The 26,333-nt window shown below is 55.7% G+C and carries 17 protein-coding genes, 1 tRNA gene and 6 pseudogenes; 18 read left to right on the plus strand and 6 right to left on the minus strand.

The window, feature by feature from the left end:
• Window positions 1-28: 28 nt before the first annotated feature.
• Window positions 29-1,732, minus strand: coding sequence for a group II intron reverse transcriptase/maturase (ltrA, locus tag VSR71_RS29810; protein ID WP_115683896.1), 1,704 nt, complete (start codon window positions 1,730-1,732; stop codon window positions 29-31).
• A 1,241-nt stretch (window positions 1,733-2,973) separates the two neighbouring features.
• Here ltrA and VSR71_RS29815 point away from each other — a divergent pair.
• From VSR71_RS29815 to VSR71_RS29825, 3 genes are all read left to right on the plus strand, one after another.
• Window positions 2,974-3,573 carry a hypothetical protein gene (locus tag VSR71_RS29815; RefSeq protein ID WP_231942353.1) on the plus strand — a complete coding sequence of 200 codons (600 nt, stop codon included), beginning with the start codon at window positions 2,974-2,976 and terminating at the stop codon, window positions 3,571-3,573.
• Window positions 3,574-3,884: 311 nt separating this feature from the next.
• Window positions 3,885-4,118 carry a hypothetical protein gene (locus tag VSR71_RS29820; protein ID WP_306437265.1) on the plus strand — a complete coding sequence of 78 codons (234 nt, stop codon included), beginning with the start codon at window positions 3,885-3,887 and terminating at the stop codon, window positions 4,116-4,118.
• Between the two features lie 115 nt (window positions 4,119-4,233).
• A complete protein-coding gene (locus VSR71_RS29825) occupies window positions 4,234-4,608 on the plus strand; it encodes a PHA-granule associated protein 4 (protein ID WP_115683897.1) in 375 nt (124 codons plus the stop codon).
• A 521-nt stretch (window positions 4,609-5,129) separates the two neighbouring features.
• Here the strand turns inward: VSR71_RS29825 and VSR71_RS29830 are convergent.
• Both VSR71_RS29830 and VSR71_RS29835 read right to left on the minus strand, forming a co-directional pair.
• Window positions 5,130-5,217: transfer RNA gene (locus VSR71_RS29830), tRNA-Ile, on the minus strand.
• 240 nt (window positions 5,218-5,457) lie between these two features.
• Complete coding sequence (locus tag VSR71_RS29835; RefSeq protein ID WP_115683898.1) at window positions 5,458-5,913, minus strand: hypothetical protein; 456 nt, start codon at window positions 5,911-5,913, stop codon at window positions 5,458-5,460.
• A 691-nt stretch (window positions 5,914-6,604) separates the two neighbouring features.
• Between VSR71_RS29835 and VSR71_RS29840 the strand changes: the two genes are divergently transcribed.
• From VSR71_RS29840 to VSR71_RS29860, 5 genes and pseudogenes are all read left to right on the plus strand, one after another.
• Window positions 6,605-8,236, plus strand: coding sequence for a M30 family zinc metallopeptidase (locus VSR71_RS29840; protein WP_115683899.1), 1,632 nt, complete (start codon window positions 6,605-6,607; stop codon window positions 8,234-8,236).
• Between the two features lie 600 nt (window positions 8,237-8,836).
• Window positions 8,837-10,150, plus strand: a complete 1,314-nt coding sequence (locus VSR71_RS29845; RefSeq protein WP_115683901.1) for a cytochrome P450 — start codon at window positions 8,837-8,839, stop codon at window positions 10,148-10,150.
• 630 nt (window positions 10,151-10,780) lie between these two features.
• Window positions 10,781-11,671, plus strand: a pseudogene (locus VSR71_RS29850) (IS3 family transposase); the annotation flags it as partial.
• A gap of 74 nt (window positions 11,672-11,745) precedes the next feature.
• Window positions 11,746-13,026: a polysaccharide lyase family 1 protein gene (locus tag VSR71_RS29855; protein ID WP_342917181.1), complete on the plus strand. Its 1,281-nt coding sequence runs from the start codon at window positions 11,746-11,748 to the stop codon at window positions 13,024-13,026.
• A gap of 825 nt (window positions 13,027-13,851) precedes the next feature.
• Window positions 13,852-14,247: pseudogene (locus VSR71_RS29860) on the plus strand (transposase); the annotation flags it as partial.
• Window positions 14,248-14,517: 270 nt separating this feature from the next.
• Here VSR71_RS29860 and VSR71_RS29865 read toward each other — a convergent pair.
• Window positions 14,518-14,777 (minus strand): annotated as a pseudogene (locus VSR71_RS29865) (transposase); the annotation flags it as partial.
• A gap of 960 nt (window positions 14,778-15,737) precedes the next feature.
• Between VSR71_RS29865 and VSR71_RS35385 the strand changes: the two are divergent.
• Window positions 15,738-15,905: a helix-turn-helix domain-containing protein gene (locus tag VSR71_RS35385; RefSeq protein ID WP_115683903.1), complete on the plus strand. Its 168-nt coding sequence runs from the start codon at window positions 15,738-15,740 to the stop codon at window positions 15,903-15,905.
• A gap of 665 nt (window positions 15,906-16,570) precedes the next feature.
• Here VSR71_RS35385 and VSR71_RS35390 read toward each other — a convergent pair.
• Both VSR71_RS35390 and VSR71_RS35395 read right to left on the minus strand, forming a co-directional pair.
• Window positions 16,571-17,383, minus strand: a pseudogene (locus VSR71_RS35390) (YHS domain-containing protein); the annotation flags it as partial.
• A gap of 22 nt (window positions 17,384-17,405) precedes the next feature.
• Window positions 17,406-17,510 (minus strand): annotated as a pseudogene (locus tag VSR71_RS35395) (hypothetical protein); the annotation flags it as partial.
• A 192-nt stretch (window positions 17,511-17,702) separates the two neighbouring features.
• Between VSR71_RS35395 and VSR71_RS29875 the strand changes: the two are divergent.
• The 9 genes and pseudogenes from VSR71_RS29875 to VSR71_RS29910 all read left to right on the plus strand — a co-directional run bounded on the left by VSR71_RS29875 (window position 17,703) and on the right by VSR71_RS29910 (window position 26,249).
• Window positions 17,703-19,208 (plus strand): toluene monooxygenase, encoded by a 1,506-nt coding sequence (locus tag VSR71_RS29875; RefSeq protein WP_115683904.1) that lies wholly within the window; start codon window positions 17,703-17,705, stop codon window positions 19,206-19,208.
• A gap of 24 nt (window positions 19,209-19,232) precedes the next feature.
• Window positions 19,233-19,493, plus strand: a complete 261-nt coding sequence (locus VSR71_RS29880; RefSeq protein ID WP_115683905.1) for a toluene-4-monooxygenase system B family protein — start codon at window positions 19,233-19,235, stop codon at window positions 19,491-19,493.
• Window positions 19,486-19,836, plus strand: a complete 351-nt coding sequence (locus tag VSR71_RS29885; protein ID WP_115683906.1) for a Rieske 2Fe-2S domain-containing protein — start codon at window positions 19,486-19,488, stop codon at window positions 19,834-19,836. Before VSR71_RS29880 ends, VSR71_RS29885 begins: the two co-directional genes overlap by 8 nt.
• A gap of 19 nt (window positions 19,837-19,855) precedes the next feature.
• Window positions 19,856-20,173 carry an MmoB/DmpM family protein gene (locus tag VSR71_RS29890; RefSeq protein WP_115683907.1) on the plus strand — a complete coding sequence of 106 codons (318 nt, stop codon included), beginning with the start codon at window positions 19,856-19,858 and terminating at the stop codon, window positions 20,171-20,173.
• Window positions 20,174-20,185: 12 nt separating this feature from the next.
• The gene (locus VSR71_RS29895) at window positions 20,186-21,184 is read left to right on the plus strand and encodes an aromatic/alkene monooxygenase hydroxylase subunit beta (RefSeq protein WP_115683908.1); all 999 of its coding nucleotides are present in this window, start codon (window positions 20,186-20,188) and stop codon (window positions 21,182-21,184) included.
• Window positions 21,185-22,260: 1,076 nt separating this feature from the next.
• Window positions 22,261-22,476, plus strand: a pseudogene (locus VSR71_RS29900) (transposase); the annotation flags it as partial.
• An 869-nt stretch (window positions 22,477-23,345) separates the two neighbouring features.
• On the plus strand, window positions 23,346-23,651 hold the full coding sequence (locus VSR71_RS35400; protein ID WP_373424336.1) for a hypothetical protein: 306 nt from the start codon (window positions 23,346-23,348) through the stop codon (window positions 23,649-23,651).
• Between the two features lie 117 nt (window positions 23,652-23,768).
• Window positions 23,769-24,380: a hypothetical protein gene (locus VSR71_RS35405; RefSeq protein WP_373424337.1), complete on the plus strand. Its 612-nt coding sequence runs from the start codon at window positions 23,769-23,771 to the stop codon at window positions 24,378-24,380.
• 993 nt (window positions 24,381-25,373) lie between these two features.
• On the plus strand, window positions 25,374-26,249 hold the full coding sequence (locus VSR71_RS29910; RefSeq protein WP_342917182.1) for a sulfotransferase: 876 nt from the start codon (window positions 25,374-25,376) through the stop codon (window positions 26,247-26,249).
• The last annotated feature ends 84 nt before the right edge of the window (window positions 26,250-26,333 follow it).

A 26,333-nucleotide genomic window follows, 5' to 3' on the forward strand; every position in this document is an offset into this window, starting at 1 on the left:
TACGGCTCAAGCCTTCACAAAAATACCATCAAATTGATGGCACCGGCTTTACAACAGAAAGCCCGTGGTTATGCACTTGGACGTGACAGTTCGGATGCAGCAGCACGCGGTTCCTCAGACCATCGGAGCCACCGCGTACGCGGTACTCGATGTGGTGGTCATGCCACCCAGTGTCCTTGGTCATCTTGCACTGACACAGAGCACACAAGCCCCGCTGGGACATGTACAGCTTGATCCACTGCTTTCGGTGCGCCATGCTGTCAAGCAGCCGCTCCTGTCGCAATGTTTCACCATACACCTCCTGCGCCGGATCAAAGGGGTTGTAATCCCCTCTGACCTTCTGGTGCCTTTTGATGGGCGTGCTCGCGAGCGAGTACAACTCAACCCATACCTCACTATCGACATCTTTCACTACTGTGGTGCCAAACACCCAGCTGCGCTGACCGACTGAGCCGAAGTACTTCTTCCGCACCCAATCCGCCTTCTTGCCTGGATGTCGCCGCTTGGCCCACCGCCATAGGGCACGAAATATGTCGTGCCCCAAACGGTTGAAAGCCGCCTTCGCCACTACGGCGCGGTGGTACTGCGCCCAACCTCGTAGCATCGGGTTCAGCAGTCGAATCAGCTCTGACTGCTTCACCGTCTTGTTGGCACTGATGACATCCTTCACCTTGCGGTAGAACGTCTGCACGTTCTTCCTGCTCGGCTTGATGAGCAGCGTTCCGGAGTACTTCCGGAAGTTCCACCCTAGAAAGTCAAAGCCGTCGGCTATGTTGACGATCCGCGTTTTCTCCGTTGATAGCGTCAGCCCTCGTACCGCTAGGAACTGCTCCACCCACGGCTTCACCTCGTTTTGTAGGATCTCAGGCGTAGTGCCCGTGATCACGAAGTCGTCCGCATAGCGCACAACATTCACCTTCAGCTTCCGAGTTTTGGCGACCCCCAGTTTCTTCTCGAAGGAAGCAACCAGTTGCCGTTCCAACCCGTTCAGCGCCACGTTTGCCAGAGTCGGGGAGATGATTCCTCCCTGCGGTGTTCCGGCATCGGTCGCCTGAAACTGGCCCTGAAATATCACGCCAGCCTTCAGCCACTTGCGGAGGATGGCTCGGTCCATCGGGACGTTGCGCTCCAGCCAGTCGTGACTGATATGGTCAAAGCAACCTTTGATATCCGCCTCCAGTATCCATTGGGCTGAGTGCCCTCTGGACAGGTTGACGAACAGCTGTGACATGGCATCCGCCGTGGAACGATTGATTCGGAACCCATAAGAATTCGGATCGCTCGTCCCTTCGGACACCGGCTCCAGCGCCAGCAGGTGCAAGGCCTGCATGGCTCGATCCAACATGGTCGGAATGCCTAGTGGGCGCTCCTTCCCGTTGGCCTTAGGAATAAAGACCCGCCGCAATGGCAATGGCCTGTACCCCCGGCGCTTCAACCGTCCGATGGCTTCCCACCGGACTTCAGGCGAGTCCCACAGTTCGCGATCGACGCCTGCCGTTCGCTTACCTTGGTTCTCCGTCACTCGCTTTACCGCCGATGCCTTGGCGGAAAACGAGCGGGTCAGGGACCGTTGCAAGGCTTTCACCCTGCGCCAGTTCCCTTCCTGTGTTGCCTTCGCAATTCGAATCTGCATTGCCCGGACGTTCCGTTCCACTTGGCGCCAATTGATGGCATCCCAGCGTTGCGGTGCGCCGGAGAGCGCAGATTCATCCTCACGGATAAATACTTCCATGCTGCTCTCCTATCTTGAGGTCTTCCCCCAAAACGCAGAGACAACATGCCCCCTGAGGGGCATATTGCCCCTCAGGGGAAGAGATTTCGGTTTCAAGCGGGTTAGCCAGTCGTCCTGCGACGAAAGACCAGTTGGAAGTCTGCCCGCTTTCGCGTGAGGTGATGTTTCAACCCCTATCCGAATCATTACAATCCGGCGTTCGCTTTCTCCAACCTCCCATACCCGCACAGCCAACAGCGTTCCTTACGGTCCGCCTGCCTGAGCCGCACTGCGCCCGGGCAGCCATACGGGCTTACCACGTTCCCTGCACGCTACAAGACCGGGTTAGGGTCTGCCTCTTCGCCGATGGTCTAGTGACGACGTGCTCCGAATGTCCAGCGGAGCAACCGACCAAATACCGTTTTGGTTAGTGCCTGTCAGCAGCTTTGGCACCGCAATACTCACGACGTTTATCAGCAGTTCACTTCCGTTACCCATACCAGTCAGCCTAGCTCCTCGACCCCATGGCTGCTTGGAGTCTCTACCAAAAGACCTCACGGTCCTCGGGCACCCTTACGGGGGCTACATTGTCAGGAGAGCTTCATACCCCACCGTTACCAGTGACGCGTCTCCCTAGGCTACTGCTAGTCGCATAGCAGGTTCTCTATCAAAGCGCCCTCGCGGACGTGTTTGACCGAACCATAGCGTGCAGAGCTTTCGCTCCGCCTGAACCCTACCTGCCGGTCCCACTGGACCGGACATGCAAATGCTCCGCCTTGTGGGCAGAAGACATTCGCCCACTTGGCGTTTGGTGGCCAACGTGGCCACGTTCAAACTTGATGCCTGACTTCGGCATGTAAAGCCATTGCCCCCTCTTTGGGAGTGGACAAAGCCACGCCCGAGGGCGTGGTTCGCGCCTTTGGGCGGGCACTGGCTGGTAAGCCAGTACTGCAAGCAACGCTTCTCAGATGACTCTGAAAAGTGAGCAGGCGCTAGCGGCGTAAGCTATGGTGGGCTTCGTTTCACTAGCATGTGGGAGTACTCTCCCAGGGTCGATGCGTCTAACGTGACGCGGACGGACACGAGTGTGCGTGTCGCACGAACATGGGCATAGTAGCGGCCTCCATCCGCGACTGAGCAGCCACGGGCATTCCATACTCGACGCGGTGCGCCGCATTCGGTGAGATCTCGAGCCGAGAGTAATCCGTGGGGCTGGGCCACAACGGCAGCTAGCGGCGACTGATTGCTTGGTCGGAGTCGCCATGCTCTATCAGAATTACGAGTATCAGCGGGCAATGACGCTGGCGTGGGCTGATCAATCTGCCCAAGCCTTTGCCAATCCGTTCAGTCGCTTTGCCTACATTCCAGGTGCGAAGCAATTTGCTGCGGGCTGGGATAGACCTCACTGCCTCAGCACCGCTCGCGACGATCCTTCGTTTGGCATCGCGGACATTGTTCGTGACGGACGTGTCGTTCCCGTGGTCGAGCAAATCGCCTCGGAGAGGCCGTTTTGTCGCTTATGGCATTTTGAAGCCCCTGCCCCGGGCCACGTGCAGCAAGCGGTTCGCGCAGTACTTGTCCGTGCTCCCCTTGCCGGCCATCATGCCGTCATGCTGCGTGAGGTGGTGCTATCGCTGTTGCACGAGCACATTGTCCATGTCACGGACTGGAGCAATGCGCGCCACATACCGGTGGCCGACGGATCATTTCATCTGGACGACTATATCACTCACGTTCAGGATTTTATCCGAGAGATCGACGTGGCGCCGTTGCATGTGCTCGCTATTTGCCAGGCCACCGTACCCGCCTTGGGAGCCATCGCGCTGTTGGCAAGCAGGGATGAGAGACACCAAGCAGCCTGACGCTCATCGGCGGCCCGATCGATGCACGTCGCAATCCTTTGGCAATTGGACGCCTTGCCTCGAACCCATCCAGTGGTTCCGACGTAATCTGGTTTACGCCGTGCCGCAGCCGTATGCAAACGCCGGCCGTCAGGTCTGTCCGAGTTTCGTGCAGCTTTCCGGACTCGCCGCTACGCAGTCAGCCCTGCTTTGGGATCTCGATATGTGGACTACTGCTCGATATGGCCGCCGACTTCTATCTCGACACTGTTCGGACCGTGTTTCAGGAGTTTCATATTTCCTTCGGCACCTGACACGTGCGGGGTCAGGCCGTGCGTCCCCAGGACATCCGTTCTACCGCGTTGTTGACCATCGAAGGCGAGCTTGACGACATATCGGGCCGCGGACAGACTCACGCCGCGCATGACCAGTGCCGAGGCCTGTCCTCGCGCGACAAGCGATTCGTCAATATCCCCGGGTGCCGTCTCCGTGAACCCGGTTCCTTTTATCTCCCTGTGATGTGCGAACAAGTCTTTGCAGCCATCATGGGCGCGATGAACCCATAGGTCCAAGCCTTCCCGACGGACCCAATTCGACCCATTCGCGATTACAATTTTGCATTGCAGCATGACGGGGGTAATGCGTAGTGTGTAAATCGTCACCCTTTGCGTTGGAGGTGAAATGGGAATAGCTCGAGCGTGCACCAAAGAGCAGGCGCTGAAGCTACTGGACACGGTGGGGATAACCGTCGTCGATTTGGATTACGAGACCGGTTGGCAAGACGCGGTTGAACTTGGCCGTCTGGGAGGCAAGCGTGGTGTCCGCGTGCAGTATCGCAGCCATGAGAACATCGCGGTAAACTCGCCTGCCGCGCTGGCTGCTGGACTGAGTCGGCTGAAGCGGACGTTCCGGCAGCGCAATCTCTACTGCCAATTTGCACTGGGCGATCTACCCGCCACTGAGCTGGAGCATCTGGAGGCAATAGCGGCGCGACTCGGGGACTACATCCTCGCAGGACATCTTGCGAGCGACGTCGAGGCGGAATGGAGCGATTAGCGCCTTGCCAGCCAGCCTGGTCACAGGAAGTCGAAAGGTATTGCGCGGACTGCATCCGGTCCTCTTCGATGCCTACATTCGGACGCGATAACGGCATCAACGCTTCTGTGTCGAAGGCCATTTCTTCGGCGCGTCTGGCATCTCCTTTGTCCCCACGGGGGATGATTTGCACGCAGTTCGAGCGCGTGTGTCGGTGGCGGACGTAAATTGCACGGTAGGGTCGACATTCGATCGGCGTTGACACCCGTGGCGTCCGACTGCCTCAAGGCGCAAAGGTTTGGGCCGCACCGGACTTTTTATGCCTGTGAAATGGCTCATGACTCAAGAAGACCGTCTAGGATTCTCGGCATCCCAGCAACCCGATGATCCGCAAGTCCGATGCACACCACTATTGCGGCCTAATTTATTGCACCATCAGTGGCCGTCGTGCGCCTTTATAGTTTCGAGAACGTGAAGCTACGGATTGGTTGGATATCGCCGTTCCTGGTGAAGAGTCGAAGAGCTATGAAACATATCACGCTTGGTGGGCCGGGTGGGATTCGAACCCACGGTGGGATGTCTCCGGCGGATTATGAGTCCGCTGCCTGCAACCAACACGGCGTCCGGCCCTGTAGCGACGCGCGAGATTCTACCCTGCCCTGAAGTTCGCAGAATTTGCCACGACCGCATCTCGCGACGGGTTGATTGAGGCCGGGACTGAATTGCTGAAGACAAGAGGCTCGCCCCACCGGTTACGCTGAGCATTCGGCAGGGCGCCAAGCTGTGCGCCTGAGAGGCTGTCCGGAGAGTGCGTTGCGTTGGTGCTTTCGGCTTCGCTGGCAAAGGTGCCTGCGGGGCGAATCTTCCGTCTCAAGGCAGTTCGTGGTCGCGCGCGTCGATTTCAAGCGGTGCATCAAAATAGCCAAAGGTCGCGATTTCGGCTAGGTATGCAAGGAGAAATTTCTCCAGTGAACCAGCCTTTTCATACTGACGAACATGCCGAAACTCATGTGTGAGCAAGCGCCGTGTAGCATGACCTTCCGCAATCAATATGGCGTATCCCAGCGTCAATCCAACCGTATCTGGACCGAACAATCCTGTTGAACAAACTACGTTTCGCAGTGTTTCATCTTCGGGCATCGGGAAACTATCGACCATTGCGATATGGATGCGTTCCGGCATAGCAACACCAACGGAACTAGCGACCGATAGACCTTGTTCGGTTAGAGCGCCCCCGTTCCGAATTACAGGCTCGGCCATGCTCTGGGCCCATGCTATTGCCGCGGGCAACAGGGATGGCAGTATAGCTAACATGTTGTATGTCATGTTCCACCTTCTCTCGATTGTGGGGAATTTCTGTATCTTGTGTGGGCGTAAGCCGCCTTTTCGATACTTGCAGGGAATTCTCAAATGAGAGAAAAGCCTAACCTGCGTTGCCCCCTCCGTTCCTATCTGTTGAATTTGACTCCGATTGGAATTGGGTCTCACGCTATACAGCGAAAATCATAAACCCATTTTTAGATGCGTAAAGCCTCTCAATGGCCGTTCTAGTTGGATGTTGAGCGCAGAACTCAAACCCTGGCCCACCTAGTACAACAAATATACTGGCATTGACAGCAGCGGCATAGTTTGACACACGTCAATGCGCGCTTTTTTTATCGAGTCTCATGGTGCGAAACTGGGCCCAAATCGATGCCAGTGAGACCCCTCGCAATTGCGCGTCACGAAATGAACAAAACAATGGCGCAATTGTCGGCTTGAAGTCCAGTTTCACCGCATTGCGAAAAATATCATACACCAATTGCAGAGTGGTAATCACAATTTACCCATCTACCGTAAGTGGCATAGATCTCGCTATATGCGCAGCTACATGATTAATTCATGACGTGTCTCACCAGGGACGGATGACATCTCAATACCAAATTTAGAGAGATATAGAATGACAGTCGGCGTCATTGCGTTAGGAAATACCTGGCAAATGCTAAAAAAAAAGGTATCGCGAAAGGAGCGAAGATATATGAAGTACAAGCAGCGCGCATTGCTTTTCTTTTGGAGCGTGGCTCAGGCAGCGCTGATATCTATTGTGCTGGCCTCTTGCGGTGGTGACGGGGACGATCCCCTGGCCTCGCCAGACCCGCAGACGATGGCCACCACCACCGCCTCGGTTCCCGTCAAGAAGAGCTGCTCGAACTGCGGGGCGCTGGACGCACACACCTATGCTGGTAGCGGCATAGGTGTTTGGGAAAGCGTTAATAGTACATCCTCGGCTGTGGAGGCTCCCATCAGCATCTCAGGGCTGAACGGGCAGGATGTAACGCTCGTTTTCACTAATCAAACCGGAACTCCACAAGTTATGCCGACAATTGCAGTGGCAGCGCGGAACCATTCCTTCGTGGCCGAGCAACTACGATTGGATGATGGCACGGAAGCGCTTAAGCGCCGAATATCGAGTTTTAATCGAGATGGATGGAGAGTGCACGCCAAAGAGCAAAGTTATGCTTCACTCTATTCTTTGTCGCCTAGTAGACTGGATAACGGTAGTGTGAGAATCTGGTATTTAGCGGACGATACGACTCGCTCCACAACCTTGGTTCGTAAACTCATGACAGCTGACGGCACCATTGTCAATTTCTGGGTAGAGACAACTGAACTCGATCCAACAAAGGTGAGTCAAGCGGTTCTCGACACGCTAGCAGGCGATTTCGTCTCGCCTGGCAAGATCTACGATATACTGAAATCAATTGGGGGACCCCTCTGGGGGCCCCACAGCTATAACGATCTGATTAGCGGCCATGACGATCCAATTGACATCGTAATCGCCAAGTTCACTAGGGGTTCCGAGATGGCCGGATACTTCTACGCGCGCAACGCAATCAAGCGTGAGAGCGAGCCATACTCAAATGAATCGGTGTCGCTTTACCTGAACTCTGAGGAAATGTACCAAAATGGGACCTACGGCTTGAATTACATGCGGTCCGCAATGGCGCATGAAGCCATGCACATGCAGAACTTCTACCGCCGAGGCATTTCCAAGGGCCCGGACTATCAGTTCGAAATATGGCTGGAAGAAGCCACAGCTATGATGTTTGAGGACTTTGTGAGCCAGGCCATCGAGAAGAATTTCAGTACGATTAGGGACGTCCGGTTCACCAGCTACGTAAGATTTGGCGACCGAATTCACAATTGCAGTCTGTTTGATTGGGACAAAGCCAGTACATGCAACGGATATTCAATCTGGGGATCGCTCGGTGGATTTCTCAACCGTCAGCTCGGACTGAGCTTTTACAAGCATCTTCTTACCAACGTTAGCAGCACTGATTCGATGGCGGTTCTCGAATCTTCAGTTCGGGGCACGGCAGCAACCTCCAGCTTCCAACAGGAATTGCGCCACTTCGCCGCGACATCGGGTGCACTGATGAAGGAACCCGCCCCAGACGGCTTTGGCTTCCCTTTGCGAGAGGAAGGTGCATTCGTGTTGCCCGAAATTAACGCGGGCGCCTTTCTAAATGATCGTGGTCAGTTATCAATGGTGCCCGCGGAGCTCCACCCCTATGCCAACGTGCCAGTAGTACGGGAGCATGTGAAAGGAATGTATAGCGAAACGGTCAAGATTCCGCCCCACTCCTCACTGTCCGTCGTGATTCAATGATGCGAACGAGAGTGCCTCAATGAACACATCTCCTGTGGACCTGTGACTCACATGATTGCTTTGCTAATTGCCCTTAGCGTTGCTGCATGCGCTGTGGGACCAACGGAAGGACAGCATCTGACGCTGGTCGGTAAGATCCACATCAAGGGCAATGAGCCCTTCCCAACGGTCATACTTGAGACAGCGACCCATGAAAGCTGGGAACTGGAAGGTGTGCCACTGACTGAGGCGCGATTGGTAAGCCGTCGCCACGTAACGGTACGTGGCATCGTAATAAGATCGCCGTCCCGGGGTGTGTGGTTACCTTCGTTACGAGTAGAGAGCCCTCCACAAGTGGCTGGGCCATAATGATCTTTATCCCCCTTTTGCTTTAGTGTATCCCTTCAGTGATCTGTCACGGTAAGCAACAAAGACATTCGATGCCGGTTAGTAGGGCGTGGCAACCGTTCCATTGTCAAACTACAGCCCATTGGCCCCATTACTTGATCCCGCTCTACTTGTTTGATGATGTTTATTACTGATTCAATATAATAAAATATTGCATCTTTCATTATCAGCACTATTGTAATGACTTCGCGATCTTAAACCTATCTTTGGAGTATGTTTATCTTGATCCCAATTACCACCTCCTCGAATTTCGATCTCCCCGATGACATCGCGAAGCTTTTGGTTGATCCAAAGACTTATTCAAACCGTGAGCTATTGCACTCTGTCTATACGTGGGCGCGTGCCAACAATCCGTTCGGTCGTGCTGTTATTGAGGGCTTCGATCCTTTCTGGGTTGCAACGAAGTATGCCGATGTCAGCGCAATTTCACGTGACAGTAGCCTATTTCGCAACGGTGACTATTCTGTTGTTTGCCGATCAAAGGCCGCAATCGACTATATAATTTCGGTCACTGGGTCTCCGCATATTGTCAAGGCGCTAGTTCAGTTCGACGGTGATGAGCACAAGAAAATGCGCGCGCTGGCGCAATCATGGTTCATGCCTGACAGCCTGCTCAACCTGGATGATCGTATCCGACGACTGGCCCGTCGCTGCGTTGACAAACTTGCGCAGTACGAAGGAGAGGTCATAGATTTTTCTAGAAATATTGCACTATATTATCCTTTGCATGTAATAATGGATATTCTAGGAATTCCCTCTGAAGATGAGGCCAAAATGTTGGTCCTGACGCAAGAGTTGTTTGGTGGGGAAGATCCAGAACTCAATCGAGGGAAGGCGGAGGTCGCTTCCGGTAACGATGTTTTGGCAAAGAATCTACTAGCAGTAGTAGAAGACTTTCGGCATTATTTCAATAAGCTGACATCGGACAAAAGGACGAATCCACGTAACGATATCGCAACATTGCTTTCCAACGCGGTCGTAAATGGCGAACCGATTAGCGATGCCAACCGCTTGGGCTACTACATTATTATTGCCACGGCGGGACACGATACCACATCATCGTCCTCCGCGATCGCAATGTGGGCACTTAGCCAGTTCCCTGATCTGCTGCATCAACTTCAAGCCGATGCGGCGCTGATTCCGCAATTTGTCGACGAGGCGGTGCGCTTTGCGTCACCGGTGAGTCACTTCATGCGTACCGCGGCGGCGGATACGGAGATCCGAGGACGCACTGTTCGCAAAGGCGATTGGATAATGCTGTGCTACGGCTCGGCGAATCGAGATGAAGATGTCTTTGATAAACCATTCGAATTCAGCATTGATCGAAAGGAAGTCCACCATCTGGCATTTGGAACAGGGCCTCATATTTGTCTGGGCCAGCACTTGGCCAAGATGGAAATGCGCATCCTGTTTGAGGAAATGATACCGCGCCTTGAACGCGTGGAGTCAGCAGGGGAGCTCGAAATGGTCGCATCCAGCTTCGTCGGTGGGCCTAAGCATCTTCCTTTGCGCTGTTTCATGCGATAGAGTGATTTTTTCTTAGTACATAACTAAGATTGGTCACAGACAGCGTGAGAGGGGACTTATTGGGGGACTTTTATGTTTAGGACATAACTTGTCACCAAGGAGCATGTATGCCATGCAAAACCGAGACGAGCTGCGGCGCCGGTTCCCCATCCTTCAGGAAGGTCGCTTCACCTGCCTCCGTCGTTGAACTATGCTTTGGTGAGCGTTCCAAAAAAACTGAAGGGCCCTCAGAGACCGACGGATAGCCGCAAGACCCCGCACAATAAGCGTAACGAGTCCCACAATTCAATCGGGTCGCCGCACTCTCACACCATAATGTTGTTGCGTATCCGTGGCCTGACGCCACTGTGTTCATCCCGAGATCGTTCAACGACTCAGGTCGTCACTTTATTTATGGGGACGTAGATAGCATAGCCCTACGAGGGAGTCGCAAGCACGAGCGGTCGATCTTACGGGTAAGGCTGCGCGTAACAAAGAGCTCGACGTCTTCAAGCAAAGAAGGGAAATAGCCTAATAGAACGAGCTGGGGGCAGCAGTCTCCATTGGAGGAGGCCACGCCCCAAAAGCCCACCGTATCCTACCACAGTGAGTGTATGCTACGTTTGGGAGTTGCCATCGATTTCACCGGCAGTCAAGGCCGAGCAGACGGAGCTCTCACAGCTGTGCGCCGAGAACAAGCGCCTGCAGATGGCGATCGAAATCGCAAAAAATGGCGGCGGCGTACTTCGCGAAGGACCTCCTGCGAAGGACGCCTGGATTGACGGGCAGTGCCGGCGCTATCCACTGTCGGCGCTGTGCGAGATCCTTTCGGTGAGGGTGAACGGCTGGCACTGCCGAGCGGCAGCGGCTGACCGACACGCAGTTGCTCACATTGATCCGGTCGATTCCTGCCGAGTTCGAGGGTGCCTACGGCTCGCCGCGCATGACGGAGGAGAATGGCGCACGAGGGTTCCCGACTAGAGAGGCACGCGTTGAGCGGCTGATGAGCAAGGACGGCATCCGAGCCCGCCACAAGCGTCGTTACCGCGTCACGACAGATTCCAAGCACAAACTGCCCGTTGCGCCGAACCTGCTGAACCGCGAGTTCACACCGGCGCGCCGAATAAGGTGTTCTACTCGGACATCACGTACATCTGGACCGACGAGGGATGGCTGTATCTGGCGGTCGTGCTGGATCTGTTCAATCGGGAAGTCGTGGACTGGTCCATCAAGCCGTGCATGACGGCGGACCTTGTGACGGATGCGTTGAGGTTGGCGTGGTTCCGCCGCAGGCCTGCACCCCGGTAGGAGGAAATTGTTGGGACAACGCGCTGACGAAGAGGTTCTTCAACAGTTTGGAGGACGAACGAGTTCATTCCACGTGGTATCGGACGCAACGTGAGGCCGCTGTGGACCTGTTCGAATATATCGAAGTGTTTTATAACTGTAGTGGTCGTCATTCGTCGCTCGGCTTCGTAATCGCCGACCCAGTTCCTGCAGGACTGGCTCACTGTTCAGCACGCGAAAGATAGGGCTGCATAACCCGGGACCTATGGAAGCCGAAAACAGAGGAAACCTCAATTATTGGTGATATCGAAATATTGGCGAGGAATTATATGTTATTTCATATAGCATTCAAGCGAGCAACTCTGGCGCTGGGATCGGCTGCCTTCCTGTTAAATTTATCCGGATCGTGCGCAACGGAATTTGATTTTAGTCGGCCGAAAGGGTTCGGCGCAGCAACGATCGGCGGGATGGGTGGGGAAGTAGTGAATATCACAGATCCAATTGATGGCCGGAAGCAACTGAAGAATGCCCTGTGCAATTCATTTAATGCTGAAGGAGTATGCTCGGATGCAACTCCACGCATTATAAGAATCGCAACAACGATTGATTATACAGGGACAGAAAAAACCTCCTCGGAACGTGGCTGTTATCCCGGCAAAACAAAAGGCGAATGTCCAACGCCGTACGAGCCGGAAGCATTGATCCTTGTCGATGCGAACGATAGGCATTGCAGTGGGAAAGAAGTCACAGGAATTAATTACGACGTGGCCGGGAAAAATCCACTATCGGTCGGTTCAAATAAGACCTTAATTGGCGCCAGTTCGTCCGCAGCGCTAAAGGGAAAGGGGCTTCGTCCAGTGAACTCCCGCAACGTCGAAATAAGAAATCTTACGATAAGTGATATTAATAACGGCATCGTTTTTGGTGGCGATGCAATATCGCTGGAAGGGGTGGACCGAGTTTGGATAGATCATAATACTTTCCACAATATTGGCCGACAAATGATTGTCGGTCACTTCAGACCTGCAATCAACGTCACTATTTCTTGGAATAATTTCGACGGCACAAGCGCTTACTCACCTGAGTGCAACGGGAAACATTACTGGAATATTTTGCTAATTGCAAAAAAGCAAACCATTACTTTATCAAATAATTGGTTCCATGATTTTTCCGGCCGGGCGCCGAAGGTCTCTGGCGATGAAGCCATCGTGCATGTGGTTAATAATTATTTCCAGAATGGTTCTTGGCATGCGCTCGACTCGAGTGAGAATGCACATCTTTTTGTCGAGGCGAACTACTTTGATAATGTGATCTTGCCAATTTTGCCTGACGATGGCTATGTCTTCGGAGCACTCGGTAGCCTTAGCGCTGTAGCCCAGCGGGAGTGTAAAGAGAAAGTTGGTCGCCCTTGCCTCGGCAATTTAGCTATACCTGAGCCTTCGATCAATGGTTTTACGCAATACTCTGCCGTAATGGAAGCATTCGGAGCGCTGGGAAAAAATATAAGTCACTCATCAAAGTCCGAGGTCTCGTCCTGCATGATAACGCCTTATGCAGCAAGTAAAGTGCCCGCTATAGTCAAAGCATATACCGGCACCGGGCATCTCTGATACATGGAGGGCACGTCAAGTGGATGTGACGTGCCCTACTTATTCTCTATTGGAGCCAGGAAGGTTCTTCACATACCGTCATGAGCGAAATTCATAACGATTTGAATACAGTTCATTTTACGTACGGAGGTACGCCTTCTACAATCCCGACTTCCCGGAGGCGGCGGATGGTTCTTTGTTCAAGTGACTTACAAACTCGGCTTCCACCAACATTGGTGCGAAGCGGGCCCGAAAAATTGCTGAGGCGCGTTATTGCAAGGTAGAGATGCCGGGCGACGATTTGAAGCGGGTGGGCGGCGCAATTCCGTCGCGGGATTTTCAGCGGCCATGTTGCTTCGCGACACACGATGTTCGTTAATCTCATCGTTAGCTCGTCAGCTTTATCCGGCCGGAGGCTGAAGACTCCATGGCGGCGCCATAGATGGTACTTTCATATGTTACTAACACCAACTCAATAGAGAATGCCATAGCTTTCCTTGATGGCACTTCTTCGAAGTCATGGACTCCAGGCTGCGTCAGGTTTTTGCAAGCCATAAGACGCCTCATACTAGTGACCTGTCATGTATCGGACGCCGCTGAAGCATGCGAAAGCAGACCAAAAACGTGCGGTATTTCTTGTTGTAGTTTCTTGGATCATGTAACGCAGGAGTTTTAATATTTCGTTTTTTCATGCTTTACACAATTAGCTTAAAACTAAAGAGTCCACGGTAGTGCTGCCTGATGAGTTAATGGAACGGTGAGCTAGCTAATGTTAGCCTGTTTCACTACAACATTCCTCCCTCGCATGAGGCCTAGGGACTTTTTTTGAATTAGAGGAGATCTTTTGTGACCAGTTTGAAGTTCAATCTTTCTGAAGGAGGAAACGAAGCCTTGAGCGAGCCAGAACGGCGGCGGCGGCGGTCCGTGCATGAAAAGCTTGCTATTGTGCAGGAAACCCTGGAGCCAGGTGTAACCGTCTTGGAGGTGGCCAAACGCCATGAAGTCAATCCCAATCAAGTGTCCGCATGGCGGAAGCAGTACCAAGATGGTACTCTGGCACCTCTCAATACCGGCGAGGCTCTGGTTCCCGCATCTCAATTAGCCGCCGCGATGAACGAGATTCGAGAGTTGCAAAGGCTCTTGGGCAAAAAAACACAGGAAGCAGAGATATTGAAGGAAGCGGCTGAGCACACCCCGTCTCCAAGTAGTGATTGCGCACTTCACCATTCCGCGCTGGGACGACTTTGAATAGCGTCTGCATAATCGCTCCTGAAGACTGAATAACCTTACGCCGAGGCATTGGGTGGCTCAGCCCCATTTTTTAATCGAAAGCCCAGCCCTGCACGAGTTGTTGTATGGTGGCGAACATTTTCTTTGGCGTAGTTTATGAGACTGGGCTGCTTTCGAATCGCAACTGCGGGCAGCCGAATAAACCTTCCACATTGCCGCTTTTGGCTGATTTTGCAGCGAGCGAAGCGCCCTCCCCTGGGCGCAGAGCGGTTAATTTTTGGTTCATCGAGGAATACGGGGGAAGACGGCGCGGATTTTTGACGAAGAAGAGATTTTGAGGCACAAGTATTCCTCGTCGCGATAGCCGTAGGCCCGGCGCTTGCTGACTTTTATGGTGTTGTTGATGCCCTCGACGACGCTAGTGTTCTGTAGATGGCGGCACCGGACCACGATCCCATGCCAGTATCCGCTCAGGCGTTGGGTGAACCGCTGTAACGGGCCGATACCCCTTTGCCGCACTTGTGTTCTAACCAGTCGCTCCAGCCGGCTGCGCCGTCCAGGCCGATGGTAGCATTTACTGAAGCGGGTTCCGGGGTAACGCGACCACGGACCTTGCGCTGAACCACATCAGAACCATGGTGAACAGCAAACAGACAGGCGGCCCGGCGCCACCCTCCTGCAGAGGACCGCAGCAGATACAGATAATTCGCTCGTTGCGCGCCGTAGGGCAGGATACCGTTACCGCGATGCGGCTGTTGCGCGACCAGTCACGTCAATGACGCCGGCTGCTTACCGCTTACACGCCATGAACAATCTCAACTCGCTCAACCCCACAGGCTTGTGCTCAACGCCGCGCTGGGCTGAGAAGGAATACTGGCCACCATCCGATTCATGTGCCCAACCATGTGAAGCACCGTCGTGCGCTCGCGGCCGTTGACGGAGCAACCCCTCGACGGTATCTTGGATCACTCTTGTCCCTGTGTGGGGCAGGCCACCAACAATCTTCCTCAGATTTAACCGCGATAGTTCAGCAGATTCCCTAGATGCAGACTACCCACCAGCGATTTGCGATCGCGTTCGTGCAGATTTGTACGAGACCCGACACCAGAAGGCTGAACTGGTCGTGCGTATGGGCGACCCAAGTCACTCCTGGATACTTTGCGCAGATGGTCTCCTGAAGGTAAGTGCCGTCGATGCCGCCGGCAGGATGCTCATGTACACGGTTGTTCCACAGAAGGATGGATTGGTGAGGGTGCAGTCACCAAGCGAGAGCCGCGACGCTACGAATTCATCACGTTGCGTGAGAGCCTCCTCGTTCATGTGACGAATTCGACATTTCGATCTCTTATGGACACCTCTCGAATTCAATCACTTCATCGTGGCGCAACTCAGCGAGCGACGTCCCAATCCATTTCTATGGTTGACATCGATCGCTTCCAGGATCCTGTTTCCCGTGTTGCAAAGTCCCTCGCCATTCTGTTCAATCAGTCCTCTACCCGAACATGAGCGCTGCAGTTCCGCTCTCACAGCAGGAACTGGGCGAACTTGCCGGGCTAGCGCGCCAGAGCATTCGCACTGCGCTGAAGACGCTACAGGCACAAGGACACAAAACAACCGAGTGCGGGATTGTGATCGTCAAGAACCTGAGCGCGCTCAGAGACTTCCGTTAATCTGACGCGCCGCGGCGCTGAGTAGCGTCTCCGTATCGCGGCGATCCGAGTCGCGCGCTCCAGTTGTCGCCCTCGGGATGTTTTCCGAGGACGACCTTGGCAACGGGCACCTTTGCGATTCTTATCGGCATGCCATTTGTCTGCGGCGAGTCGAGACACGGCGCCCATGGGCACGCGGAATCTATAGTTTGACGCCGGTTCGCTCCATATCCCGTTTCATGCAGATCGCTCCTACAAAATGACCCCACCTACCTCCCGGGCGCTTGTCTGACTAGTACATGAGCGTTTCCCAACGCGTGACCGCGGTCGAACGCATGCCGACCAGCGCCGAACGCTAATGTCGTCGGCAATTCGCGTTCAAAAATTGCGACTGCCGAACTTTATAGCGTTATCGATTCGCCGGCTATTCATTGCGATGCCATTGAGGGCAATAGAACCTTCTATAACTTCTCCCTGCGAGCCACAAACGGGCCTGCGCCAGGGAACCCAATTCCAAATCACTGCGGCTGCGGTCCAGTGCTACTGGAAGTGCAAACCGCCAATACGGCACGGTGTCAAAACGACAACGCATTTCAATTACTCTATTTCCTTGACAACCGCTTTTTAGTGACTTGGGCAGGTCGGCAAACTGTACGCCGAGACCGAGTATCGGGAACTTTCTATCTTTATTTACCTCTCCGGAGAGAGAGTATTCTAGCTCCTCCCTCCACTATCCATGGGGCAAAATTCTTCTGATTCTCCAAGCTTCGAAGTCGAAATTGTCCCGCCCGATGTTCATTTCGTAGTCCTGCACGGCCATCGGCGGATCGAAGCCTTCCGGTGTCGAGTCCATCCCCCTCGGGGAAGCAGTGCCCCCTAGTAAATCTGGTGCACCGGTAGCTAGGCTCGCCCTCGAAGATGTGCTGGCAGTGGTCGGAGCAGAAATGATACTTGTTGCCGAAGTAGCTGCTCTTGAGGTAATAGATCTTCGTGGCATAACCGGGCTCGGTGAAGAACATCAGGACCTGGAAGTGGTGCCCAGCATCGGCAGCGTCTTGTTGTAAAAGCGGCAGCCGTCCTCCGGACGCTCGCGCTAAGCGTGGCCGATACAGTTGTCGAAGCTCTCGGGATACTTCTGCGAAAGCCACTATTGCATCTCGCCGTCCGGCGGCAGGCACGTATGAGAAGGCGCCGCGGCCCGTAGTTTTGAAGGTGGCCCAACCTGGTGGCTGATATGGTCCTTGCCCTCGCGGGCGCCCTTCCAGCCGCACGGCTCGCGAATGACGTAGCAGACGAGGTCATTGAACAGCGCACCGTCGCGCCCTCGGAGTACCTTTCCCATGCCTCCTTCTAACTCGTCACGCGCTTGGGCAGCATGTAGTCCTGCATCATCGCCACGATGGTCAGCAGGCGTTAGCCGCGCCAGAACCACTTGTCGTTCCAGCGCTGCACGCACGCCCGTTGCAGGAATTCTGCTCTAGCATGAACTCGACGCACTTGGTATTTCCAGTAGGCGTCCATGGTTGGGCGGAAGGGGTCTTTCCACTTGTCCCAGTCGTGGATTTTGATGCCTTCGTAGGTGTCGTAGGGAAATCCACAAGGAGCTGGTACCTTTTTGCGACGCACAGGTCCGGGCCTCGAAACTCAATGGAGTACCCGCCATCCCTTACGCTCCCACGGCTTTGCAGTGCAGCATGACTGCACCGCCATGCCCGCTGGCATTGCATTTGCACAAGGGAATGCGCTCCGGATCTGCGGCCTTTCGCAACCGGGACTGCAAAGCAAGAAGGACATGACATCCACCAAGGAGAATATCTCATGGCGCTTTTGGAACGCGCAGCGTGGTACGACATTGCCCGCACGACGAACTGGACGCCGACGTACGTCGCCGAGTCCGACCTTTTCCCGGAGGTCATGGCAGGGGCACAGGGCGTGCCTATGGAAGTCTGGGAAACCTATGACGAGCCCTACAAGACGTCGTATCCAGAATACGTGCGCATTCAGCGCGACAAGGACGCTGGCGCCTACTCCGTGAAGGCCGCGCTGGAGCGCAGCCGCATGTTCGAGGACGCCGATCCCGGCTGGCTGTCGATCCTGAAGGCGCATTACGGCGCCATCGCGCTCGGCGAATACGCGGCGATGAGCGCCGAGGCACGCATGGCCCGCTTCGGCCGCGCGCCAGGCATGCGCAACATGGCGACGTTTGGCATGCTTGACGAGAACCGTCACGGGCAATTGCAACTCTACTTTCCGCACGACTACTGCCCAAAGGATCGGCAGTTTGACTGGGCGCACAAGGCCTATCACACCAACCAATGGGGCGCGATCGCCGCCCGCAGTACCTTCGACGACATGTTCATGTCGCGCAGCGCGATCGAGATCGCCGTGATGCTTACGTTTGCCTTCGAAACGGGTTTCACCAACATGCAGTTCCTCGGGCTGGCGGCCGATGCGGCGGAAGCCGGCGACTTTACGTTCGCCAGCCTCATTTCAAGCATCCAGACGGACGAGTCACGGCACGCGCAGATCGGCGGCCCGGCACTGCAGATCCTGATCGCCAACGGGCGCAAGGAGCAGGCGCAGCAGCTCGTGGACGTGGCCATTGCACGCGCATGGCGCCTGTTCTCCCTGCTGACCGGTACGTCGATGGACTACGCTACGCCGCTGCAGCATCGCAAGGAGTCATTCAAGGCGTTCGTGACGGAATGGATCGTCGGCCAGTTCGAGCGCACCCTGATAGACCTCGGTCTCGACCTGCCCTGGTACTGGGACCAGATGATCAATGAGTTCGACTACCAGCACCATGCTTACCAGCTGAGCATCTGGTTCTGGAGGCCGACCATCTGGTGGAACCCGGCCGCCGGCATGACGCCGGACTGCCGTGACTGGCTCGAGGAAAAGTATTCCGGCTGGAATGACACGTTCGGCAAGGCCTGGGACGTCATTATCGACAACCTGCTCGCGGGCAGGAAGGAGCTCACCGTCCCCGAGACGCTGCCCATTGTGTGCAACATGAGCCAGTTGCCAATCTGCGCGGTGCCGGGCAACGGCTGGAACGTCAGGGATTATCCGCTCGAGTACAACGGCCGCACGTACCACTTCAATTCCGAGATCGACCGTTGGGTCTTCCAGCAGGACCCCGTGCGTTACCGCGACCACCTGACCCTGGTCGACCGTTTCCTCGCCGGGTACATCCAGCCGCCCGATCTGGGGGGTGCACTCCTGTACATGAACCTCGCCCCCGGCGAGATTGGCGACGACGCACACCAGTACGCGTGGGTGGCGGCATACCGCCGTCAGCGCGAACAGAACAAGACCGCCTGATGCAGCCATCAGATGGATAATGACATGGCACTGTTCCCAGTGATTTCGAATTTTCAATACGACTTCGTGCTGCAGCTCGTCGCCGTCGATACGGAGAACTCGATGGACGAGGTAGCGGCGGCCGCCGCGCACCATTCAGTCGGCCGTCGCGTAGCGCCCCAGCCCGGCAAGGTCGTGCGGGTGCGGCGCCAGGGGAGCGACCATTTCTATCCCCGCGACGCCCGGCTCGGCGACACCGATATCAAGCCGATGGAGTCACTCGAATTTATTTTTTGCGATGCATAAGGACACCAAAAATTTTCAGAAAGTCTCCACACTCGACGAGCTGTGGGAAGGCGACATGGCCGAGGTCGAGGTGGACGGCCACGTCATCGTACTTGTCCGCCCACGAAGCGGCACGCCACGCGCGTTCCAAGGCATTTGCCCGCACCAGGACATTCCGCTCGCAGAGGGAAATTTCGACGGGCGCGTACTGATGTGCCGGGCCCACCAGTGGACATTCGACGCCAACACAGGCAAGGGCATCAACCCCGGTGGATCCCGTCTCGCAGAGTATGCCATCAGGGTAGATGGGGACGACATACTTATCGCTATCGAAGGCGTCGAACCACTGTTCGCCAATTGCTGATATTGCAAAGGAATCGATCATGAGCAGGGACCACAACACCGCCGAGGCGTACCGGAACAACCGCGTCGGCCCCGTGCTGCGCGCCAGCAGCATCACGTCCAGCGTCATCGAGGCCGCGCGGGAAGACAACCCGGGTAAGGACATCCGCGTCGACGACAAGCTCGCGTACGTGCGCATCGACACCGACGGCGAACTGATCCTGCGCCGGGCTACGCTGGAAGATACGCTGGGCCGCCCGTTCAAGATGTCCGAGTTGGAGGTCAACCTCAGCTCGTTCGCGGGTCGCATCGAGACCACGGACGACTACGTCCTCTTCTATTACAAAAAGACACTGTAACCGGAGACGAGCATGACTACGCAACCGGACGTCCTCAAGCCGCTAAAGACCTGGAGCCACCTGGCCGCGCGCCGGCGCAAACCAAGCGAGTACGAGATCGTCTCGACGAATCTGCACTACACGACCGACAACCCCCAAGCGCCGTTCGAACTCGATCCGAATTTCGAGATGGCGCAGTGGTTCAAGCGTCACCGCAACGCCTCGCCGCTGAAACACGCCGACTGGAACGCCTTTCGCGACCCCGACGAGCTCGTCTACCGCACCTACAATCTGCTGCAGGATGGCCAGGAAACCTATGTGTCCGGTCTGCTGGACCAGTTTTCCGAGCGCGGCCACGACTCCATGCTGGAGCACTCCTGGGCCTGCACGCTGGCGCGACTGTACACCCCGGCACGCTATCTGTTCCACACACTGCAAATGGGATCGGCCTACGTGACGCAGATGGCCCCCGCCTCCACGATCTCGAACTGCGCCGCCTACCAGACCGCCGACTCGCTGCGTTGGCTCACCCACACCGCGTATCGAACGCGAGAGCTGTCTCAGATCTTCGGCGACGTGGGCTTTGGCACCGACGAGCGCAGATGCTGGGAGCAAGACCCGGCCTGGCAGGGCTGGCGCAAGCTGGTCGAACACGCGCTCGTTGCATGGGACTGGGCAGAGTCCTTCGTCGCCTTCAGCCTAGTATTGAGGCCGGCGATGGAGGAAGCGGTCCTGCGCGGGCTTGGCGAGGCGGCGCGGCACAACGGCGACACCCTGCTCGGCTTGCTGACTGACGCGCAGCTTGCCGACGCCCAGCGGCACCGGCGCTGGGCCGGCGCGCTCGTCCGCATGGCCCTGGAAACTCCAGGTAATCGTGACGTGCTGGCCGGCTCGATTGCCCGGTGGGCGGCGCTCGCGGACGATGCGATCGCGGCCTACTGCGCGGCGTTGCCCGACGCGCCGAACACGAAGGCACGTGCCTCCGCGGCCGTGCGCGACTTCCGGGACAACATCGGCCTGGCGGGCCTGTAACGCAAGAAGTGTCGGCAGATGCGGCTCAACAACCAGCATTGGAACCCTATGAAATGCCAGATATCGATCCGAAGGCGGCGCGGCGTTCACCGTCGCCGCGGAGGAAGACACACTGCTGCGCGGCGCCCTGCCCGGCGCCATGGCCTGCCAGCGGCAGTTCGAGGCGCGTCCACTTCTTCTATGGCGCCCGGGGCTTCCTTCCACCCCCTGGAGAAATTCGCCGAAGACGAGCGCCTTGCGCTGTCGGTGGTACTGTCCGTACCGCAGAGCGCCTGGAAGGGTCCAACGGGGTGCGTGCACGAGAAGTCTGGCGTAAGCTGACAGCTCCGCTCGGCGGTTACGACTTCTATTTTTGCCGGCCTCCTTTATCGAAACCGTGCAGGCGCTCCCGATGCCCAATCACCAGGTGCCGTTCGGGAAGGTCCGGTTCGACCGCTTTGTAGTAGATTCTATGCAGCAGGGGATCGACGAACTGATACTTAAAATCAAGCCAGTGGAGGGTTGCTCAAAGGAGAATATTATGCACACGATCAGGCACATAGATCAAACCCAGAGGAAGTTGTGAATGGCGGTGTCACTTGGAACTGACAACCGCGAAGCGGAACTGGCACTCCAGGATGGGCTGCGCAATAGTGCGGCGGTCCACACGATCGCGCAATCCGTCCGTATCGTCTGAGTTTAGAATCCCGAGGAACTCTGTTTTCAAACTCAATTTATGCGATAACGTCTCGCAAAATCCGCGGCATTTGTCACCTCGGATACTTGAAACATACCCTCAAATGCCAGCAATCAAACATTTCTTAACATTAACCACTAAGATCGAAGCCGCCCATAAAAATCTCCGGCTAGTTCTTGCTAGGAGCACACTGGAGGCTGTCCTTCTGGTTGACAGCACCAACCGTGCCACCCATTTGGCTCACAACCAGCTTCACTTGCCGAGATAGGCTGAGCAAAACCAACCAGAATCACGAATACCCCCACCAACATCGAACGAATAATTTTATGCATTAAACCACCCCGAAAAAATCAATATATGCCCTATATTGACTCACCATTCAAACACCGTGAGATAGACAAGGCAGAGCCAAATTCCTGCTCTTGAGCTGTTCACCCAGCGCCTGAAGGCCTACTGGCATGGCATCGCTGCCCGCTGCCGACACCCGTTGAATACGAGCGTGGTCGAGGGAATCAATAACACCATCAACGTCATTAAGCGCCGTGCCTACGGCTACCGCGACGACGAGTACTTCTTCCTCAAAATCCGGTCGGCCTTCCACGGAATTCCTCGTTGAACCTTAAATTTGGTTTGCGATACTCATTGCGTGTCTGGCATCCTCTATTACAACAAGTAGAATTTCCAAATTCTTCAACAATTCAAAATCACCAATTTTTCATTCTCACTGGCATAACTGGATGGGAGTGCGTTGCAATTCTTGCGCCGACGCCGGTACAGCGGCGCCAAGCAAAGCAGATAATACTAGCATGCCAAACACTGAATTCTTAATGTTACCCATGAATACATCCTTAAAAATTGAAGGTAGAAGTATCGCACCACAATCATAATGTTTGTTGGATGTCGCTGAGACAAACCTTAAGACAGACTGCCATTCCCTATTGTTCTTCCCGATGCCAATGAGTATCTAAATCGTTGGATCCGACATTCTCACCTACGCTAAGAAGAATGGCGAAGTAAGTCTAGGCGGCGTGATGGTCAAGAAGCAAGGTAGATAGAGTGACCCACTGGCCCGCCGTTTGATTAGGATCGAAATCTGACGCTAAGCAGTCGATTGAAGAAGTCTCTTGTGACCATCTACGGAGCTGGAACGAGCCCTTAAAGCCCTGATAGGCTGCTGAATGGTTCGCTGGACCGTTGCCTGGGCGCGGGCGAGGAGAGCTATGCTCCATCAGTCTACAAGCATGCTGACGCCGTAGTTGGCTGCGAATCAGCCTTTGACGCCCAAGCAGAATTTCCGTCGCACGTACATGATTTCACGGCGTCGGTGCTGCAGCCTTCATTAGGTCAGTGGAGCTTCCAAGGGGAAGTGTCCAGTTCAAAACATGAGTCAAAAATAGAACAATCGTAACCGTCCGACAGTCAGCGTTCTTGACAAGGAGGTGACTTTCAGGCTGCGTTCGAGCGGATCTATGGCTCCGATCACGCGTGGTTCGAGGACCGGGCGCCGGCGTGCTGCTGGTCTATGTCGATGACGCCACGGGCCAGCTGATGCAGCTGCTGTTCGTGCCGAGCGAATCGACGGCGGCGTACTTCACCGCCACGCGCGCCTATGTCGACCGCCACGGCAAGCCACTCGCGGTCTATTCGGACAAGGCCGCCATCTTCCGCGTGAACGCCAAGGACAGCGCCGAGGGCCGCGGCTACACCCAGTTCGGGCGCGCGCTGTTCGAGTTCAATATCGACATCCTGTGCGCCAATTCGAGCCCGCCAGGGGCCGGGTCGAGCGGATAAACGGCACGCTGCAGGGCCGCCTGGCAAGGAGTTGCGCCTGCGCGGGATCAGCGCCATAGAGCGGCCAACGCCTTCCTTCCGCATTTCATCGCCGACTTCAACGCGCGCTTTGCCAAGGTGCCGCGCCGTGACTTCGATGCACACCGGCCCCTGCGCGGCGACGAGAATCTGGAACGGATCTTCAGCTGGCGCGAGTGGCGCAAGGTGTCGGCCAGCCTCACGCTGGAATACGACAAGGGTGATTATCTGCTCGAGGTCCGTCCCGATCACCGGCCCCTGATCCACCGCTACCTCGAGGTCGCCGAGTACCCGGACGGGAGGATCGCGTTGTGGGGCGACAGCGCGTCCCTGCCCTACGCCACCTATGACCGGCTTGGCGAGATCGACCAGGGCGAGATCGTCGACAACAAGCGGCTGGGGCATGTGCTGGCGATCACGGCGCAAGTGCAGGCGCAGCGCGACAGTCGCCAGCAGGCGGGCCCGTCGCGCACGCTGCAAGGCGAACCGGCCCGGCTCCGTCGCGCGCCGCTGAACGTCAAGCGTCAGCGGCTAATCAACCGGCTCGATCGAGATGCGATAGCGCCAACCCCAATCCCACAGATGGCGGACATTTTAACTTTGCCCACCGCCAATCAGCCGCCCTACTCTAGGCCAGACGGCCGTGACTTCGCCGCGTCGATCAGAGTGTGCCTAGCCAGGACAGTACTGGCGGCTACTCGGTTCTCCTGAGCGACCACGCTTGAGTGGCATGGCAGACGCCAGTTTACGCGCCCACTAAAAGTTGTGTTGCGATCCCAGACATGGTCGAACGCCAATCGCGCCTGCATGCATGCAGGCATCTACTGTAAAGGGTGGGTGGAGGCACTCCCGGAAGATGGAAGCACCAACCCCGCGCGCCTCTTGGCTTACACACAGGCACATTAGGCGATCTCGATCGGTCCGGACCAACCAAGGTGACGACAAGAACAATCACTACCACCCCGACCAATACGTGCTCCATGATGTCGCCATCGATGACCATTCTGACTAACGCATTCAATTTTTTCACAAACATCTCGAGCATCGAAATTTTTTGATCGGAGTATGCAAAGTACATGCCACGCCCCCAAGAGTCGTTTAAAAGAAGCTTATTGATAGACATCAAAACACAGTGGGGGGAGGCCACCTGTACACAGTCCGCTACGCCCATCCTCGGACAACATGGCACCAGCCACAGGCCGATCGCACTGAATAGCGCAAGACGTTGGTGACCTCGCTCCATTTACATTCCTGCAGCGTCCTCACAGGACCGGTTTAGCAGCAGGAGACTTCAGCTTCCGATAAAAATTCCCGTGTACTGCTGACTCTCGGGCTATAGGCAAACAATAGAATTGTCTATTTTTAGATGCGGAACATTAGTCCGCCCTGCGAGGTGGACAATGTTCAGTAGGTGACAAATTGCAGCAATTTCAACAGCACGTTGCACCGCCCAGAACGACAGCAAGGGCGTACATACCAGCGTGAAGCCCTAGTTTTGCCCTAAACCGCTCCCGGGCACAGCCCTTGCACTAATACTGTTGACTCGGCCCCTCAGGGAATGCAATAGGTCCCAGTGCTCAGTGTTTTGACAAATGAGCGCCAACGTTAACTGTTGGGCCGCCACATTCTTTCTTGCCCTCCAGGCCCATGTTCAACTCCTCACCAGACCACACTTTAGTCCCTCTTCGTTCTGACCCTGTCCTGTTGGGCGGCGAAGACCGCTCCGGTACAACCTTGCTTAGCATTTTGCTCGACTCGCATCCGGATTTGGTCGTAGGTCCGGAGATCGATTTCACGGAGCCAATCAACCTTGGCTCACATATCCTTGAAGTATGCGCCTTGATGGCGTGTCGGGATCCACGGGTCATCGGTACGACGAAGGAAGCCATCGACCCTGAATGGTTCGACGGCGTGCACTTCGTCTGGCAGTGTGAACGTTCGGGCCTGGACCGAGACGACGTAAAGACCTTGGTGACCCGTGTGATTGCGGAGCGTGGAACCAACCTGGCTACACTAGAGGATCGCTGCTTGCTTATCGACTCTATCGGCGAGTTCCGGCGACAACAGACCGGGGCGAAGCGATGGGGTCTAAAGCTTCAGCGACGGATCCAGAACATCTGCAAATATGCGACCATTTGGCCGCAAGCACATTTTGTCCACATCATTCGCGATGGCCGCGACGTGGCAGCATCCCATGATAAGGTTCCCGGGTGGGACCATCGGACTATCGCCGAGGCGGCGCAAGGCTGGCTAGATGTCGTCACCAAGGCACACTTGGGGGCGCCCAGTGGTCGCTATCTCGAAGTGCGATATGAGGATCTGGTCACCGCCCCGCGTGAGACAGCGACACGGATGCTGGAGTATCTGGGCTTGGGATGGAGTGAGAGGGTTCTGCATCACGCAGAGCACAAGCACGCACTGTTCGACAAACCGTGGGGCCATCCCTCAGCTGACGCAGCTGCTCAACCCCTATACACAAGATGTATTGGGCGGTACGTGCAAGACCTGACGCCGCAGGAGGTTGAGCAATTCGAACGCTTAGGGATGGTGTTCAAAACAACGTCCGCAGCGCCGAGTTGACCGTGAGAGCGTGGCCAAGTGAGTTCAATGAGCGATTCCCCTCGACTTCGATGCGAGATTCGGTGCGCGCTTGGGCGTTATCGC

It is taken from the genome of Cupriavidus oxalaticus, assembly GCF_038900635.1.
GTDB lineage: Bacteria > Pseudomonadota > Gammaproteobacteria > Burkholderiales > Burkholderiaceae > Cupriavidus > Cupriavidus oxalaticus_B.